Source organism: Streptomyces sp. NBC_01515 (assembly GCF_045040345.1).
Classification (GTDB): domain Bacteria; phylum Actinomycetota; class Actinomycetes; order Streptomycetales; family Streptomycetaceae; genus Streptomyces.
This window is the reverse complement of record NZ_CP109416.1, coordinates 7,321,879-7,335,313: the sequence shown is the minus strand read 5'-3', so window position 1 is coordinate 7,335,313 and position 13,435 is coordinate 7,321,879. Positions and strand designations below refer to the sequence as shown.

Below are 13,435 nucleotides of genomic sequence, written 5' to 3'. Positions count from 1 at the left end.
GTTGGGGCTGGTCGCGCCCACGCGGCGGAGCCGCACATCGACACAGCCCCGCGCCCCTTGGCGGAACTGCCCTGGCCTGCGTTCTACAGCCAGCCCTTCTCTCTCGCGATCCGCACCGCTTCCGCCCTGTTCCGCACCGCCAGCTTCTGGATCGCTGTCGACAGGTAGTTGCGGACCGTCCCCTGGGACAGATGAAGGGCCTTGGCCAGCTCCGCGTTCGTCGAACCGTCCGCCGCCGCCCGCAGCACCTCGCGCTCGCGCTCGGTCAACGGGTTGGCCCCCTCCGCCAGGGCCGCTGCCGCCAAGGTGGGGTCGATGACCCGCTCCCCGGCGAGCACCTTCCGTACCGCCTCGGCCAGTTGGGCCGCGGGGGCGTCCTTCACCAGGAAGGCGTCCGCTCCCGCTTCCATCGCGCTGCGGAGGTAACCGGGGCGGCCGAAGGTCGTGAGGACGACCAGTTTCACCTCGGGGAGGGCCTTGTGGAGTTGGGCCGCTGCCTCGATGCCCGTGCAGCCCGGCATCTCGATGTCGAGGAGGGCCACGTCCACGGCGTGCTGTTGTGCCGACGCCAACACCTCGTCGCCGCGGGCGACTTGGGCGACGACCTCGATGTCGTCCTCCAGGCCGAGCAGTGCGGCCAGTGCCTCGCGGACCATCGACTGGTCCTCGGCGAGGAGGACCTTGATCGTACGGCTCATGCGGGCGATCCTACGTCCGTCACAGCGGCCGGAGCGTCGGCGGGCACCCGTGCCACCAGCCGGAAGCCGCGTTTGAGGCAGGTCGCCTCCAGGGAGCCGCCGGCCTTCTCCAGGCGCTCGGTGAGGCCGGTCAGACCGTTGCCGGGGCCCTTGCCGGAGCCGTCCGATCCGTTGTCCTCGACGGAGAGTTCGAGCATCGGGCCGTCCAGGGTCTGGCGTCGGACCAGTTCCACCACGCAGCGCTGGGCGCCGCTGTGCCGTACGACGTTCGTGATCGCCTCGCGCAGGGCCCAGGCCAGGGCCGACTCGCTCTCCTTGGACACGGCGGTCAGGTCCGGTTCCGCGGGGAGGTCCGCGATGACGCCCGCCGCCGTCAACGCGACCTGCGCGCCCGCGAGTTCGCCGGCCAGACGGGGGCGGCGGTAGCCGGTGACCGCCTCGCGGACGTCCACCAGGGCCTGGCGGCTGACCTGTTCGATGTCGGCGACCTGCTGGGCCGCCTTGTCGGGGTGGTCGGGGAGCATCCGGCCGGCCAGTTCGCTCTTCAGGGTGATCAGGGAGAGGGAGTGGCCGAGGAGGTCGTGCAGGTCTCGGGCCAGGCGCAACCGCTCCTCGTTCGCGGCCAGTTGGGCGACCGTGGCCCGTGCCTTGCGCAACTCGACCGTCGTGCGCACCAGTTGCCGTACGCCTGTCATCGAATAGCCCACCAGCAGCACGATCAGGAACAGGCCCCAGGCGTCGTCCAGGTCGTCGACGAACCAGCCCGCCAGCATCATCGCGGCGGTGGTCAGCGGGATCGTCCAGTACGCGGCGGTCAGGGGGAGGGTGACCCCGCAGGTGACGGAGACGTACACGAAGAGGCCGAGCCAGGATTCGCCGAGGCTGAGGGCCAGCGCGACGGCCAGGACCCACAGCACGGCGACCATGGCGCCGACGAGCCAGCCGGAGTAGGGGCGGCCCATGGTGCGGAAGACGACCGCCAGGTAGGTCCCGGTGAAGGACAGCAGGCCCACCCAGCCCGCCGTCGTGGCCGCGGTGGTGTGGTGGCCGGCCAGCAGGTCCTGCACGGGTGCGCCGAGGAAGACCAGCCAGGGCAGGATCCACACCAGCTTGCGCAGCATCTCGCCCCGGTCGCGGGGCGGCTGTCCGATCCGGATCAGCCGCTCCACCCGGGCCTTCTCCGGCAGCGGGTCCTCGGTCATCGCGCTCACGCCTTCAGCGTGTCCTTCCGGTACAGCCACGCCGCCCCGCCCGCGAACAGGGCGAAGTAGACGACGAGGAGGGTGACGTCCTTGGCGTGGGGCGACCGGCTCTGCTCGATCGCCTGGCCGAGGGCAGCGTACGCGTGGGTGGGCAGCCACTTCGCGATGGACTGCAGCCAGTCGGGGAACGTCGTGGTGGGCATCCACAGGCCGCCCAGCATCGACAGTCCGAAGTACGTGATCATCGTGATCGGCCGGACCGCGTCCCCGCTCGCCATGTACCCGATGGCCACCCCGAGCGCGGCGAAGACCAGGCTGCCGGCCCAGATCGCGCCGGTCAGCGCGAGCCACTGCCAGGCGTCCAGCCGTACGTCCTTCACGGTCGCGGCGACGATGAAGACGACGATGATGGAGGGCAGGCTGACCACTGCGGCGCTGGCCGTCTTCGCGATGACATAGCCGCGGCCCGGCAGCGTGGTGAGCCTCAACTGCCGTACCCAGCCGCTCTCCCGCTCCTTCGCGATGCGCTCGCTGTTCCCCATCAGGACGGCGGTCAGGGCGCCGAAGGAGGCCATCGAGACCATCATGTAGGTGGCGACCGTCAGGCCCGTGCCGTCGATCTTGTCCGTGCCGCCGGCGCTGCCCGCGATCAGCAGGAACAGGGCCGAGGGGTAGATCACCGAGAAGAACAGGAACTTGCGGTTGCGCAGGGCGCGGGTGAGTTCCAGTTTGATCAGGCTGTTCATGACTGCTTGGCCTCCTCGGCGGCGGTGATGGCGACGAAGGCCTGCTCCAGGCCGAGCCCGGCGACTTCGAGGTTGCGGGGGTAGACGCCGAGGCCGTAGAGCGCGTGGACGGTCGCGTCGGCGTCGGTGGACTGGATGCGGATGGTCTGGCCGCTGATGTCGATGGTGGTCAGGAAGGGGAGGGACCTCAGCGGGGTCTCGTCGATCTCGCCCTCCAGGTCGAAGGCGACCTTGCGCGCGCCGGCCTTCGCCTTGATCTCGGCGGCGGTGCCGTCCGCGAGCAGCCGGCCGCGGTGCAGGACCAGCACGCGGTCCGCGATGGCGTCGGCCTCTTCGAGGTAGTGGGTGGCGAAGAGGACCGTACGGCCCTGGTCGGCCTGTTCGCGCATGGTGGCCCAGAAGGCCTGGCGGGCGGTGACGTCCATGCCGGTGGTCGGCTCGTCGAGGACGATCAGGTCGCTGTCGCCCGCGGTCGCGAGGGCGAAGCGGACGCGCTGGGCCTGGCCGCCGGAGAGCTTGTTGACCTTGCGGTCGGCGATCTGCGCGACGCCCGCGCGGGCGATCACGTCGGCGACCTTGTACGGCTTGGGGTGCAAGTCGCAGGCCAGCCGGACCAGTTCGCCGACCGTGACCTCGTCCATCAGCCCGCCGCTCTGCAGCATCGCGCCCACCCGCCCGGCGACGATCGCCTCCCGCGGACTGGTCCCGAAGACGCTCACCGTCCCGCGGTCGGCCTGCTTGAGCCCGAGCAGCAGATCCAGGGTGGTCGACTTCCCGGCCCCGTTCGGCCCCAGCAGGGCCACCGTCTCCCCCGGGTGCAGCACGAGCGACAGCCCGTCGACGGCCCGGACCTCGCCGTAGCTCTTGCTCACCTGATCGAACCCGACCACCGCCGTGGTCGCGGTCCCCGCTGTTGTCGTCATGCCACCCATCGTGGCGGCCGGGGGCCGGTCCCCGGCAGTGTCGGCGGTCCGGTGTGGCGCATGACAGATGTCATACGACGAGAGGGCCACCCGGCGCCGGTGCCGGGTGGCCCTCTCGTGCGGTCGTGCGCTAGCTCGGGTCGGTGTCGATGACAGCGACCCGGTCGGTCGTGCTCGTCAGGGCCTCGCGCAGCGCGAGGTAGACGTCCTGCGGTGTGACGGCGGTCTTCTTGCCGTTGGCCCGGGAGATCAGCACGCCGTCGAAGGTCTGGCCGTACAACTCCTTCAGGGCGGTCAGGTCGGGCTTGTCGACCAGCTTGCCGTTGACGGCCGTCACCCTGAGGAACTTCCACAGCGAGTTCTGCGGGCTCAGGGGGACCGCGTGCGCCGCGTCGGTCTGGACGGTGACCTTCGCGGACATGGCCGGCTTGGCGAAGGCCTCCATCTCGCGGTCGACCTCGGCGTTCGTGACCGTCGGCTGCCTGGTGGTCGTCGGGACCGTCACCGTGGTGGCCGTGTCGGTCTCCACCTCGGTGCGGTACGCCTCCTCCACGGCCGTGACGGAGCCGGCCGCGTCGATGGCCTTGCCCGCCTTGCCGTAGACGGCGACCGCCTTGCCGGAGGTGAACTGGATCGTGCCCTCGGTGACCGCGCCGGAGCCGGAGCCGCCGCCGAGGTCGGAGAGGGCGGCCTGGAGCTTCTCCTCGTCGGTCGGCATCTCGGGCTGGACGACCCGGTGCTGGCCGAAGAGCGAGCCGATCACGGAGACCGGGTTGTAGTCGCTGGTGGCGGCCTTGCTGACGGTGGCCGCGAAGTCGAACTGCAGCCCCGCCTGGTCCGGCTTGAGCGAGACCGTCTTTCCGCCGACCGACAGCTTCAGCGGCTTGTTCACGCGGTCGCCGAACGCGTCGTCGAGCTTCTTGACGGCGTCGTCACGGGTGCCGCCGCCGATGTCGAGGCCGAGCACGGTGGTGCCCTTGGGCACGTCGGTGTGGTTCATCAGCAGACCGGCGCAGTAGGCGCCGCCGCCGATGACGATCACGCCGACGCAGAGCAGGACCAGCTTGCTGCGGCCCTTCTTCTTTTTCTTCGCGCTCTTGCCGGTGTTCTTGGCCGCGGCGGGCGCGCTCTGCGCGGCACCGGGCTCGGGCAGCTTCGGGGGCGTGTGCGGCAGGGGTCCGTCGGGGTGGGTGCCCGTGCCGAACGGCGAGTTCCCCGCACCCGGGATGACCGGCATACCGCTGGTGACGGTGTGTCCGGAGACCTGGTCGGCGGGGGCGCCGTAACCGGGACCACCGGGTCCGGTGGCCGACTTCTGCGGGGTGAGGATCGCGGTGTCGTCGCTGAGCCCGCCGCCGGGAATCGTGCCGGGGAGGCTCGCGCCGGCGGGACCCATGCCCTGGCCACCGGGTCCCATGCCGGGACCGCCGGGCACCGCGCCGGGACCGCCAGGGACCGCGCCTGGGCCGCCGGGGCCCGCGCCGGGACCGCCGGGGCCCGCGCCAGGACCGGCAGGGCCCCTGCCGCGACCGCCGCCGTGCCGGCCGGTGGACGCACCCGGGGCGCCGGGACCACCGGGGCCACCCGGTCCGGCGAATCCACCGGGACCTCCGGGACCACCGGCGCCGTTCGGGCCGCCCGGTCCAGGTCCGTCCGCGTAACCGCTCAGCGCGCTGGGCCCGCCCGGTGCTCCGCCGCCCATGGGGCCGGGCGGCAGCATCAGGCCGTTGCCGGTGACCGGACCGCCGGTCGGGCCCGCGGGACCCTCGGGACCGCCCTGGCCGCCGCGCCCGTTCGGGCCGTTGAAACCGTTGGGTCCACCCGGGCCACCCGGACCACCCGGTCCGCCAGTGCCTCCGGGGCCCATGCCCTGGCCGTTCGGCCCGGGGAACTGTTCGGCTCGTCCGCCGGGGCCGTTGCCCCCGGGGAAGACGCCCAGCTCGCCCTGGCCGTTGGGCTCGGGGTAACCACCCTGGCCGCCCTGAGCGTTGAGCCCGGGGTAACCACCCTGGCCGCCCTGAGCGTTGGGCCCGGGGTAACCGCCCTGCTGTCCGTTGTCGGAGAAGTACGGCAGGTCGTCGCGGCGGGGTTCGCCGGGGCCGCCGGTGGGGCCACCGCCGTTCGGGCGCGACCCGTTGCCGGCCGCCAGCGCTTCCGTCACGTCGAAGGAACCCGTGCCGCCACCGTGCCCGGGGGCGACGGGTCCGGCGCCGGTGGCGCCGCCGATTCCGGCGCCGTTCGTGCCGCCGTTCGCCGCGGCCTGACGGGCGGCGCCCGTCACGTTCATGGCGCCGACCACACCACCGGGACGACCGGCACCCGGCCGGCCCGCGCCGGGGGCACCGGCAGCGGGCGCACTCGGGGTGCCCGCGGCCGAACCGCCGGGAATCCCGGCGCCGTTGGTGCCGCCGCCGCCCTGACCGCCCTTCGCGGGGCCGGACTTGCGGGGTGCGAACCAGTCGCTCGTCTTGTCCTCGGCGCCGGGCAGCGCGAGTTCGGTGGACGGCTCGGCGACGCCGCCCGTGGGCAGCGCGGAACTCGGCAGCTGCACCTCGGCGGTCGTGGATCCGTCGCCGGACCCGGTGTCCGCGACGGGCGTGCGCACGACGACAGGCGGAATGGGCCGCGAACCGGGGATGTTGATCCGGATCCGGGTCGTCAGCGTCGTCTCGGTCTTGCGTTCCTCCGGCTGCGCGGCCGAACGCCCCACGTCCGTACGGTCGTCGGAAGCCGCCGGCGTCCCGTACGGCGGGGTCCCCGAGGGGTAAGCGGCTCCGCCGCGCCCGTCGGGCCCGGAGGACGGAGTGTCAGTTTCACGACTCAAGGCAGGTTCTCCCGGTTGGCTCCGCCGCCCGACACCCACGGGCGACTCGGCGGCGCGCACCACCATACTGGCCACTTCTTGGCGGTATCCCACGGCCGCTGAGGAAACCCACACCGGACTCGCACGCGCGCGTCACCGCGAAGTGGTACGTCACTTGCCAAGTCGGACGTCAGGGCTGGTTGGTTGCCGCCCCAAACCCAACGTGGCACAGATCACAGCTACGGCCATCCCGCCGAGCAGGAACAGATACGAACCGACACCCGCGCCGAAGAGGAAGTCACCTTCCGGGCGGCTGGCGGTGAGCAGGATGACGGCGACCATCCAGCCGGCGGCGGGCGCCACGGCACCGCCCCGGCCCTCGGTCGCTCTCGCCCCGCCGAGGAACGCCCCGGCCGCTCCCGCGAGCGCGAGCAGCAGCCCGCCCGGGAACCACGCGGCCTGCACCAGCGCCCCCGCCGCCCCCACGGCCGCGCCGAGGACGAAGAGCCCGAGGTAGGCCAACACCCGCAGCGCGGACGGCCGTTGCAGCGGCTGCGCGAGCAGGCTCCCGCTGTTGGTGGCGCTCATCACAGGCCCAGCCCTTCGAAGAGATCGGACTCGGTCGCCCCGCCGCGCCCGCCGTTCACAGAAGAATGCACCAACTCGTAGTACTCGGTGGTGAACACGGGCTGCGCGAGATGGTTGGAGAGCACGAAGTACGGCTGTTCCGGGGCCACTTCGATCTGCGTGGCGTGCGCGCGCAGCGCCGCGGTCTTGGCGGCGGCGTACGCGGTGCCGTCGATCACGGTGGTGATCCGCCCGTCGTCCACGACACCCGGTACGTCGTCCACGGCGGCCGATTCGGCAAAGGGCAGCTCCGGCAGCGCGTCACGCAGCCGCGCGAAGCCTTCCTCCACGACGGTCCGCGGGACGCGATTCCAGTAGACCTTGGCGACCGACTCCCCTGCTGCTGCGGCGAGTTCGGCGGCACGCATGGCCACGCGGTGGGCCTGGATGTGGTCGGGGTGGCCGTAGCCGCCGTCGGGGTCGTAGGTGACGAGGACCTGCGGACGCACTTCACGGATCACCTCGACGAGATGTCCGGCGGCCTCGTCGACGTCGGCCCGCCAGAAGCAGGAGGGGTCGTCGTTGTCCGAGGTGCCCATCATCCCGGAGTCCCGGTATCTGCCGGGGCCGCCCAGGAAGCCGTGGTCGGTGACCCCGAGCGCCTTCATGGCGGCGCTGAGCTCGCGCTCCCGCTCCGCGGCCAGTCCGGCGCCCGACAGATGCCGCAGTGCGGGCGGGATGACCTCGCCGCGCTCTCCGAGGGTGCACGTGATCAGCGTCACGTGCGCACCCTCGGCCGCGTACTTGGCCATCGTCGCGCCGTTGTTGATCGACTCGTCGTCCGGGTGCGCGTGCACCAGCAGCAGACGACGGGCGCAGCGAGATGGGGGTCCCCCCGCCCGCAGGGTGGGGGAGGGCAGTTCCGTCATGGACCCACCCTAAAGGCGAGCCGTCAGAACTTGATGCTGCCGATCATGCTCGCGATGTTCGTCGTGAGATCGCTGATCGTGGGCGCGATGGTCGAGGAGGCCAGATAGAACCCGAGGAGGACACAGACGACCGCATGTCCGCCCTTCAGCCCTGATTTCTTGACCAGAAGGAAGACGACGATCGCCAGCAGCACCACCGCCGAAATCGAGAGTGCCACGGCGGCTCACCTCCAATGATCCCAGGGACTAGGGGGGGTCGGACTATGGGGGCATATGGATCCATGGGGTGGATCCCCAGCGCAAATCGGTAGAGCAAATCCATACAGGAGCCAGCAGGTTCATACCCACGCAGCGCTAGTGATCATAACTATCCGCGCTCGCGCATCGCTCGGCGCACAGCCGCACAAGGGGGCGCATGGCCAATATGGTCGGGGCATGACGACCGAGGCTGACTCCTTCCCCCGACGGCACGCCCGTACCCAGCGGTTCACGCTCGGCGCGCCGCGCGCGTTCACCGTGTCACCTGACGGTTCGCGGGTCGTGTTCCTGCGCTCGCCGTCCGGCACGGACCGGGCGAACGCGCTGTGGGTCCTCGATCCGGCGGTCGGCACCGAGCGCGTCGCGGCCGACCCGCGCGCCCTCCTCGGCGGCGCCTCGGAGCACCTCTCGCCCGCCGAGCGGGCCCGCCGCGAGCGCACCCGCGAGGGCGGTGCGGGGATCGTCGGCTACGCCACCGACAGCGAGGCCGAGTTGGCGTCTTTCGCCTTGTCAGGGCGGCTTTTCACGGCGGATCTGCAATCCGGCACGGCGCGCGAACTCCCGGTCCCCGGACCGGTGATCGACCCCCGCCCGGCCCCTGACGGACGGCACATCGCCTACGTCACGGGCGGCGCCCTGCGCGTCGTGGGAGCCGACGGCGACGGCGACCGGGCACTCGCCGAGCCGGAGTCGGACCAAGTCACGTACGGGCTGGCCGAGTTCATCGCGGCCGAGGAGATGAGCCGTACGCGCGGCTTCTGGTGGTCGCCGGACTCGGAGCGGCTGCTGGTCGCCCGCGCGGACGACACGCCGGTCCAGCGCTGGTGGATCGCCGACCCGGCCCACCCGGAGCGCGAGCCGCAGCGGGTCGCGTACCCGGCGGCGAGCACGGCCAACGCGGACGTGCGGCTGTACGTGATCGGGCTGGACGGGACGCGCACGGAGGTCGTCTGGGACCGGGCGCGGTACCCGTATCTGGCGCGAGTGCACTGGTCAGCGGCGGGTGCGCCGCTGCTGCTCGTGCAGGCCCGGGACCAGCGCAGCCAGCTGTTCCTCGCCGTGGAGCCCGACTCGGGGGCGACCCGGATGGTGCATGCCGACGAAGATCCAATTTGGCTTGATCTTTTCCCTGGCGTGCCGTGCTGGAGCCCTTCGGGACGGCTGGTGCGGATCGCCGACGAGGGTGGCGCGCGGGTGCTCGCGGTGGGTGAACGCCTGCTCACAGGGCCGCAGTTGCACGTCCGCGCGGTGCTCGACGTCTCCGACGACAACGTGCTGATCTCCGCGTCGGCGGGCGAGAACGCCCCCGCTCCGGAGACCGGCGAGGTGCACGTCTATCGCGTCAACGAACTCGGCCTGGAGCGCCTCTCGCTGGAACCCGGCGTGCACTCGGCGGTACGCGCCGGGGGCGTGACCGTGCTGGTCTCGGCGGTGCCGGACCGGCCGGGCACCCAGGTCCGGGTGCTGCGCGGGAACAAGAAGGCGGTGCCGATCGCGTCGTACGCCGAAGATCCCGGCCTGTCCCCGCGCATCACGTTCACCGAGGGGGGCGCACGGCGCGTCCCGTGCGCCCTGCTTATGCCACGGGACTACAAAGGCAGCAGTCCCCTTCCGGTTTTGATGGACCCCTACGGCGGCCCGCACGGCCCACGCGTGGTCGCGGCGCACAACGCGCACCTCACGTCACAGTGGTTCGCCGACCAGGGTTTCGCGGTGCTCGTCGCCGACGGCCGCGGCACCCCGGGCCGTTCACCGGCGTGGGAGAAGGCGATCCACCGCGACTTCACGCTCTCCCTCGACGACCAGGTCGACGCCCTCCAGGACCTGGCGAAGAGCCACCCCCTGGACCTCTCCCGGGTGGCCATCCGCGGCTGGTCGTACGGGGGTTGGCTCGCGGGGCTCGCCGTACTCCGCCGCCCGGACGTCTTCCACGCGGGCATCGCGGGCGCCCCGGTCACCGACTGGCGGCTCTACGACACCCACTACACGGAGCGGTACCTGGGCGACCCGGCCAAGGACCCGGAGGCGTACGCGAAGAGCGGTCTGATCACCGACGACGGGCTGTCCGCGCCCGCCGACCCGCACCGCCCGCTGATGGTCGTGCACGGCCTCGCCGACGACAACGTGGTGGTCGCGCACACCCTGCGGCTGTCCTCCGCGCTACTGGCCGCCGGCCGCCCGCACGAGGTGCTGCCGCTCTCGGGCGTCACGCACATGACCCCGCAGGAACAAGTCGCGGAGAATCTGCTCCTGCTCCAGGTGGACTTCCTGCGGCGCGCTCTCGGCCTGGCTGGGCGGTAGCACTCCACGGACCACCGCGGCCATCAATTGAGGAACCACGACGAAGCATCAGCCAGGGTCCGCGAGAGCGGCGCCGGTCTAGGCGCAAAGAAAGGGCAACGGACCGGGGCGACATGGCGCGCCCCGGTCCGTTTACGGCACCCGCACGGCCGTACGTCATTCAGATTGACGCGTCCGTATATCGAGACAGGGTCGGCCGAGTTGCCTGCGTGTTAACGCGGTTGGTGCCTGTTTGTGCGGTTATTCCGCCCCCTGATCAAGATCGTCCGCCGGTTTCGCGGGGGTCGCGTCCTGGGGTACGACCGTCTTCTCCTCGGCGAAGTGACAGGCCGAGTCGTGCGCCGCGGGCCCGTTCACGAGCCGGAACTCGGCGGGTACGGCGAGCAGCGGCACCTCCAGTGAGCAGCGCTCCTGCGCCTTCCAGCAGCGGGTGCGGAAGCGGCACCCGGAGGGGATGTTCGTCGGCGACGGCACGTCACCCGCGAGGATGATCCGCTCCCGGTGGTCCCGCGCGTCCGGGTCGGGCACGGGCACGGCGGACAGCAGCGCCTGGGTGTACGGGTGCGTCGGGTGGTCGTAGATCTCCTCGTCCTTGCCGATCTCCACGATCCGGCCGAGGTACATGACCCCGACCCGGTCCGAGATGTGCCGGACGATCGACAGGTCGTGCGCGATGAAGATGTACGACAGGTCGAACTCGTCCTGGAGCCGGTCGAGGAGGTTGATGACCTGCGCCTGCACGGAGACGTCGAGCGCGGAGACGGGTTCGTCGGCGACGATCACCTCGGGGCGCAGGGCCAACCCCCGGGCGATGCCGATGCGTTGGCGCTGGCCGCCGGAGAACTGGTGCGGATACCGGTTGATGTACTCGGGGTTGAGCCCGACCACGTCCAGCAGATCCTGAACCCGCTTGCGCCGGTCGCCCTTTGGGGCCACCTCGGGGTGGATCTCGTACGGCTCCCCGATGATGTCGCCCACCGTCATCCGGGGGTTGAGGGAGGTGTACGGGTCCTGGAACACCATCTGGATGTTGCGCCGCGCGGCCTTCAGGGCGCGGCCGGACATCTTGCTGATGTCCTCGCCCTTGAACTTGATCGACCCTTCGGTCGGCCGCTCAAGATTGACCAGCATCTTGGCCACGGTCGACTTGCCGCAGCCGGACTCCCCGACGATGCCGAGGGTCTCTCCCCTGGTGAGCGCGAAGTCCACACCGTCGACGGCCTTGACGGCACCGACCTGCTTCTTGAAGAGGATGCCCTGGGTCAACGGGTAGTGCTTGACGAGTCCGGTCACTTCAAGGATCGGCTCAACTGTTGATCCTGTCACGGCTGTCGACTCAACCATTGAGGCACTCCCTCCAGAAGTGGCAGGCGCTGCCCCGGTGTTGATCCACCTCGTACAGCTCGGGTTCGTCGGTCCGGCACACGTCCTGGGCCATCGGACAGCGGGGGTTGAAGGCGCAGCCGGGCGGGATGTGCATCAGGTTCGGCGGCAGGCCCTTGATGGCGTAGAGCTCCTGGCCCTTCTGGTCCAGCCGCGGGATGGAGTCCAACAGGCCGCGCGTGTACGGGTGGGCCGGGGACTTGTAGATGTCGTGGACCGGGGCCGACTCGACGATCCGTCCGGCGTACATCACGGCGATCTTGTCGGCGACGTCGGCGACGACTCCGAGGTCGTGGGTGATGAGGATGAGCCCCATGTGCAGTTCGCGCTGCAACTCGGCCAGCAGGTCCATGACTTGGGCCTGGACGGTGACGTCGAGGGCGGTGGTGGGTTCGTCGGCGATGATGAGCGCGGGCTCCAGGGCGAGCGCCATGGCGATCATGATGCGCTGGCGCATACCGCCGGAGAACTGGTGCGGATAGTCGCGCACGCGCTGCGCCGCCCCCGGGATCCGCACCCGGTCCATCAGCTCAACGGCCTTGGTCCGCGCGTCCTTTCGGGACATCCCCCGGTGCACGATGAACATCTCGCCGAGCTGGTCGCCCACGGAGAGCACGGGGTTGAGCGAGGACAGCGCGTCCTGGAAGATCATCGCCATCTCGGCACCGCGGACCTTGCGCCGCTCTTCTTCCTTGAACTTCAGCAGATCCTTGCCCCGGAAGAGGATCTCCCCGCCGGTGATCTTCCCCGGCGGCACATCGAGGATCCCCATCACGGCCTGCGCGGTCACGGACTTTCCGGACCCCGACTCCCCCAGCACGGCCAGGGTCTCCCCCTCGTCCACGCTGTAGTTGACCCCGTTGACGGCCTTGGCGACCCCGTCCCTGGTCCTGAACTCCACATGCAGATCCCGCACTTCGAGCAGCATGACGCCGGTCACCTCACCTTCGGATCGAGAGCGCCGCGGGTCGCGTCGCCGAGCGTGCTGAACACGGGCATGGGGGTCGCGAGCGCGGGCGAGGGGCGCCGAGCGGACAGGACGCGCGGCGCACCCGCGTCCACAGCACCGCCGACGACTCGCGCCGGCCCCCTGAGGACGAGGGCTCGGAGCCCCGGACCACACGGCGCCGGCACCATCACGCCGTCACCTTCAACTCCACGTCGAGGGCGCCGTACACCGGGTCGCCGTACAGGAAGAACGCGGAGGCGGCGGTCGTCGGCGCGGCCAGGCCAGGTCGGACGGGCTGAAAGGACGCCTACGCCGCGGCCCGTCGGCACAGTCAGCACGCGCCGGGCGAGCCGCGCAGCCCCTTCCACCACCCGCGCCCCGGCAAGGGCGGCCCGGAACCCCGGAACCGGACCACTCAGCTCCAGCACCGTCACGCCGTCACCCCGGCTCCGCGCCGCCGAGCAAGGAGGGTGTCCGTGTCCCGGTCGTCGATCGCTCTCCCGTCGGCCGGGCCGTCGGGCCCGCGCGGCGGCCTCTTCGCGACCCCGAGGCCGCCGCGTACGAGGGACAGGGGTGCCGTGACCGCCTGCCCGCCGCGCGGCCGGTGTCGGGCGCGCGGAGCGGTCGTCCCGCCCCGCAACTTCCGTCGCGTGCCCCGCACTTGAAGCGCCACCGC

At 71.3% G+C, this 13,435-nt stretch carries 12 protein-coding genes; 1 reads left to right on the top strand and 11 read right to left on the bottom strand.

Annotated elements, in window-relative coordinates:
- Window positions 1-83: 83 nt before the first annotated feature.
- The 8 genes from OG407_RS33355 to OG407_RS33320 form a co-directional block, all read right to left on the bottom strand.
- Window positions 84-698 (bottom strand): response regulator, encoded by a 615-nt coding sequence (locus tag OG407_RS33355; protein ID WP_405863227.1) that lies wholly within the window; start codon window positions 696-698, stop codon window positions 84-86.
- Window positions 695-1,909, bottom strand: coding sequence for a sensor histidine kinase (locus OG407_RS33350; RefSeq protein ID WP_405863226.1), 1,215 nt, complete (start codon window positions 1,907-1,909; stop codon window positions 695-697). Before OG407_RS33350 ends, OG407_RS33355 begins: the two co-directional genes overlap by 4 nt.
- Window positions 1,906-2,646 (bottom strand): ABC transporter permease, encoded by a 741-nt coding sequence (locus OG407_RS33345; RefSeq protein ID WP_405863225.1) that lies wholly within the window; start codon window positions 2,644-2,646, stop codon window positions 1,906-1,908. Before OG407_RS33345 ends, OG407_RS33350 begins: the two co-directional genes overlap by 4 nt.
- Window positions 2,643-3,569, bottom strand: coding sequence for an ABC transporter ATP-binding protein (locus tag OG407_RS33340; protein WP_403591291.1), 927 nt, complete (start codon window positions 3,567-3,569; stop codon window positions 2,643-2,645). Before OG407_RS33340 ends, OG407_RS33345 begins: the two co-directional genes overlap by 4 nt.
- Window positions 3,570-3,699: 130 nt before the next feature.
- Window positions 3,700-6,393: a hypothetical protein gene (locus OG407_RS33335; RefSeq protein ID WP_405863224.1), complete on the bottom strand. Its 2,694-nt coding sequence runs from the start codon at window positions 6,391-6,393 to the stop codon at window positions 3,700-3,702.
- 150 nt (window positions 6,394-6,543) lie between these two features.
- Window positions 6,544-6,960 carry a DUF6113 family protein gene (locus OG407_RS33330; protein WP_403591297.1) on the bottom strand — a complete coding sequence of 139 codons (417 nt, stop codon included), beginning with the start codon at window positions 6,958-6,960 and terminating at the stop codon, window positions 6,544-6,546.
- A complete protein-coding gene (mshB, locus tag OG407_RS33325) occupies window positions 6,960-7,868 on the bottom strand; it encodes an N-acetyl-1-D-myo-inositol-2-amino-2-deoxy-alpha-D-glucopyranoside deacetylase (RefSeq protein WP_405863223.1) in 909 nt (302 codons plus the stop codon). Before mshB ends, OG407_RS33330 begins: the two co-directional genes overlap by 1 nt.
- Before the next feature lie 23 nt (window positions 7,869-7,891).
- On the bottom strand, window positions 7,892-8,086 hold the full coding sequence (locus OG407_RS33320) for a hypothetical protein (protein WP_019058412.1): 195 nt from the start codon (window positions 8,084-8,086) through the stop codon (window positions 7,892-7,894).
- Between the two features lie 217 nt (window positions 8,087-8,303).
- Between OG407_RS33320 and OG407_RS33315 the strand changes: the two genes are divergently transcribed.
- The gene (locus tag OG407_RS33315) at window positions 8,304-10,427 is read left to right on the top strand and encodes a prolyl oligopeptidase family serine peptidase (RefSeq protein WP_405863222.1); all 2,124 of its coding nucleotides are present in this window, start codon (window positions 8,304-8,306) and stop codon (window positions 10,425-10,427) included.
- Between the two features lie 240 nt (window positions 10,428-10,667).
- On the opposite strand, the gene OG407_RS33310 is transcribed toward OG407_RS33315, so the two are convergent.
- From OG407_RS33310 to OG407_RS33300, 3 genes are all read right to left on the bottom strand, one after another.
- On the bottom strand, window positions 10,668-11,771 hold the full coding sequence (locus OG407_RS33310) for an ABC transporter ATP-binding protein (protein WP_405863221.1): 1,104 nt from the start codon (window positions 11,769-11,771) through the stop codon (window positions 10,668-10,670).
- Window positions 11,764-12,738 carry an ABC transporter ATP-binding protein gene (locus OG407_RS33305; RefSeq protein WP_328679321.1) on the bottom strand — a complete coding sequence of 325 codons (975 nt, stop codon included), beginning with the start codon at window positions 12,736-12,738 and terminating at the stop codon, window positions 11,764-11,766. The genes OG407_RS33310 and OG407_RS33305 overlap by 8 nt, the downstream gene beginning before the upstream one ends.
- 451 nt (window positions 12,739-13,189) lie before the next feature.
- Window positions 13,190-13,432, bottom strand: coding sequence for a hypothetical protein (locus OG407_RS33300; protein ID WP_405863220.1), 243 nt, complete (start codon window positions 13,430-13,432; stop codon window positions 13,190-13,192).
- Window positions 13,433-13,435: the final 3 nt, after the last annotated feature.

What these genes read in the sequence shown, in the direction of transcription:
- OG407_RS33355 (WP_405863227.1), bottom strand. Translation starts at nt 698, where the DNA reads ATGAGCCGTACGATCAAGGTCCTCCTCGCCGAGGACCAGTCGATGGTC.
- OG407_RS33345 (WP_405863225.1), bottom strand. Translation starts at nt 2,646, where the DNA reads ATGAACAGCCTGATCAAACTGGAACTCACCCGCGCCCTGCGCAACCGC.
- OG407_RS33340 (WP_403591291.1), bottom strand. Translation starts at nt 3,569, where the DNA reads ATGACGACAACAGCGGGGACCGCGACCACGGCGGTGGTCGGGTTCGAT.
- OG407_RS33330 (WP_403591297.1), bottom strand. Translation starts at nt 6,960, where the DNA reads ATGAGCGCCACCAACAGCGGGAGCCTGCTCGCGCAGCCGCTGCAACGG.
- mshB (WP_405863223.1), bottom strand. Translation starts at nt 7,868, where the DNA reads ATGACGGAACTGCCCTCCCCCACCCTGCGGGCGGGGGGACCCCCATCT.
- OG407_RS33315 (WP_405863222.1), top strand. Translation starts at nt 8,304, where the DNA reads ATGACGACCGAGGCTGACTCCTTCCCCCGACGGCACGCCCGTACCCAG.
- OG407_RS33310 (WP_405863221.1), bottom strand. Translation starts at nt 11,771, where the DNA reads ATGGTTGAGTCGACAGCCGTGACAGGATCAACAGTTGAGCCGATCCTT.
- OG407_RS33305 (WP_328679321.1), bottom strand. Translation starts at nt 12,738, where the DNA reads ATGCTGCTCGAAGTGCGGGATCTGCATGTGGAGTTCAGGACCAGGGAC.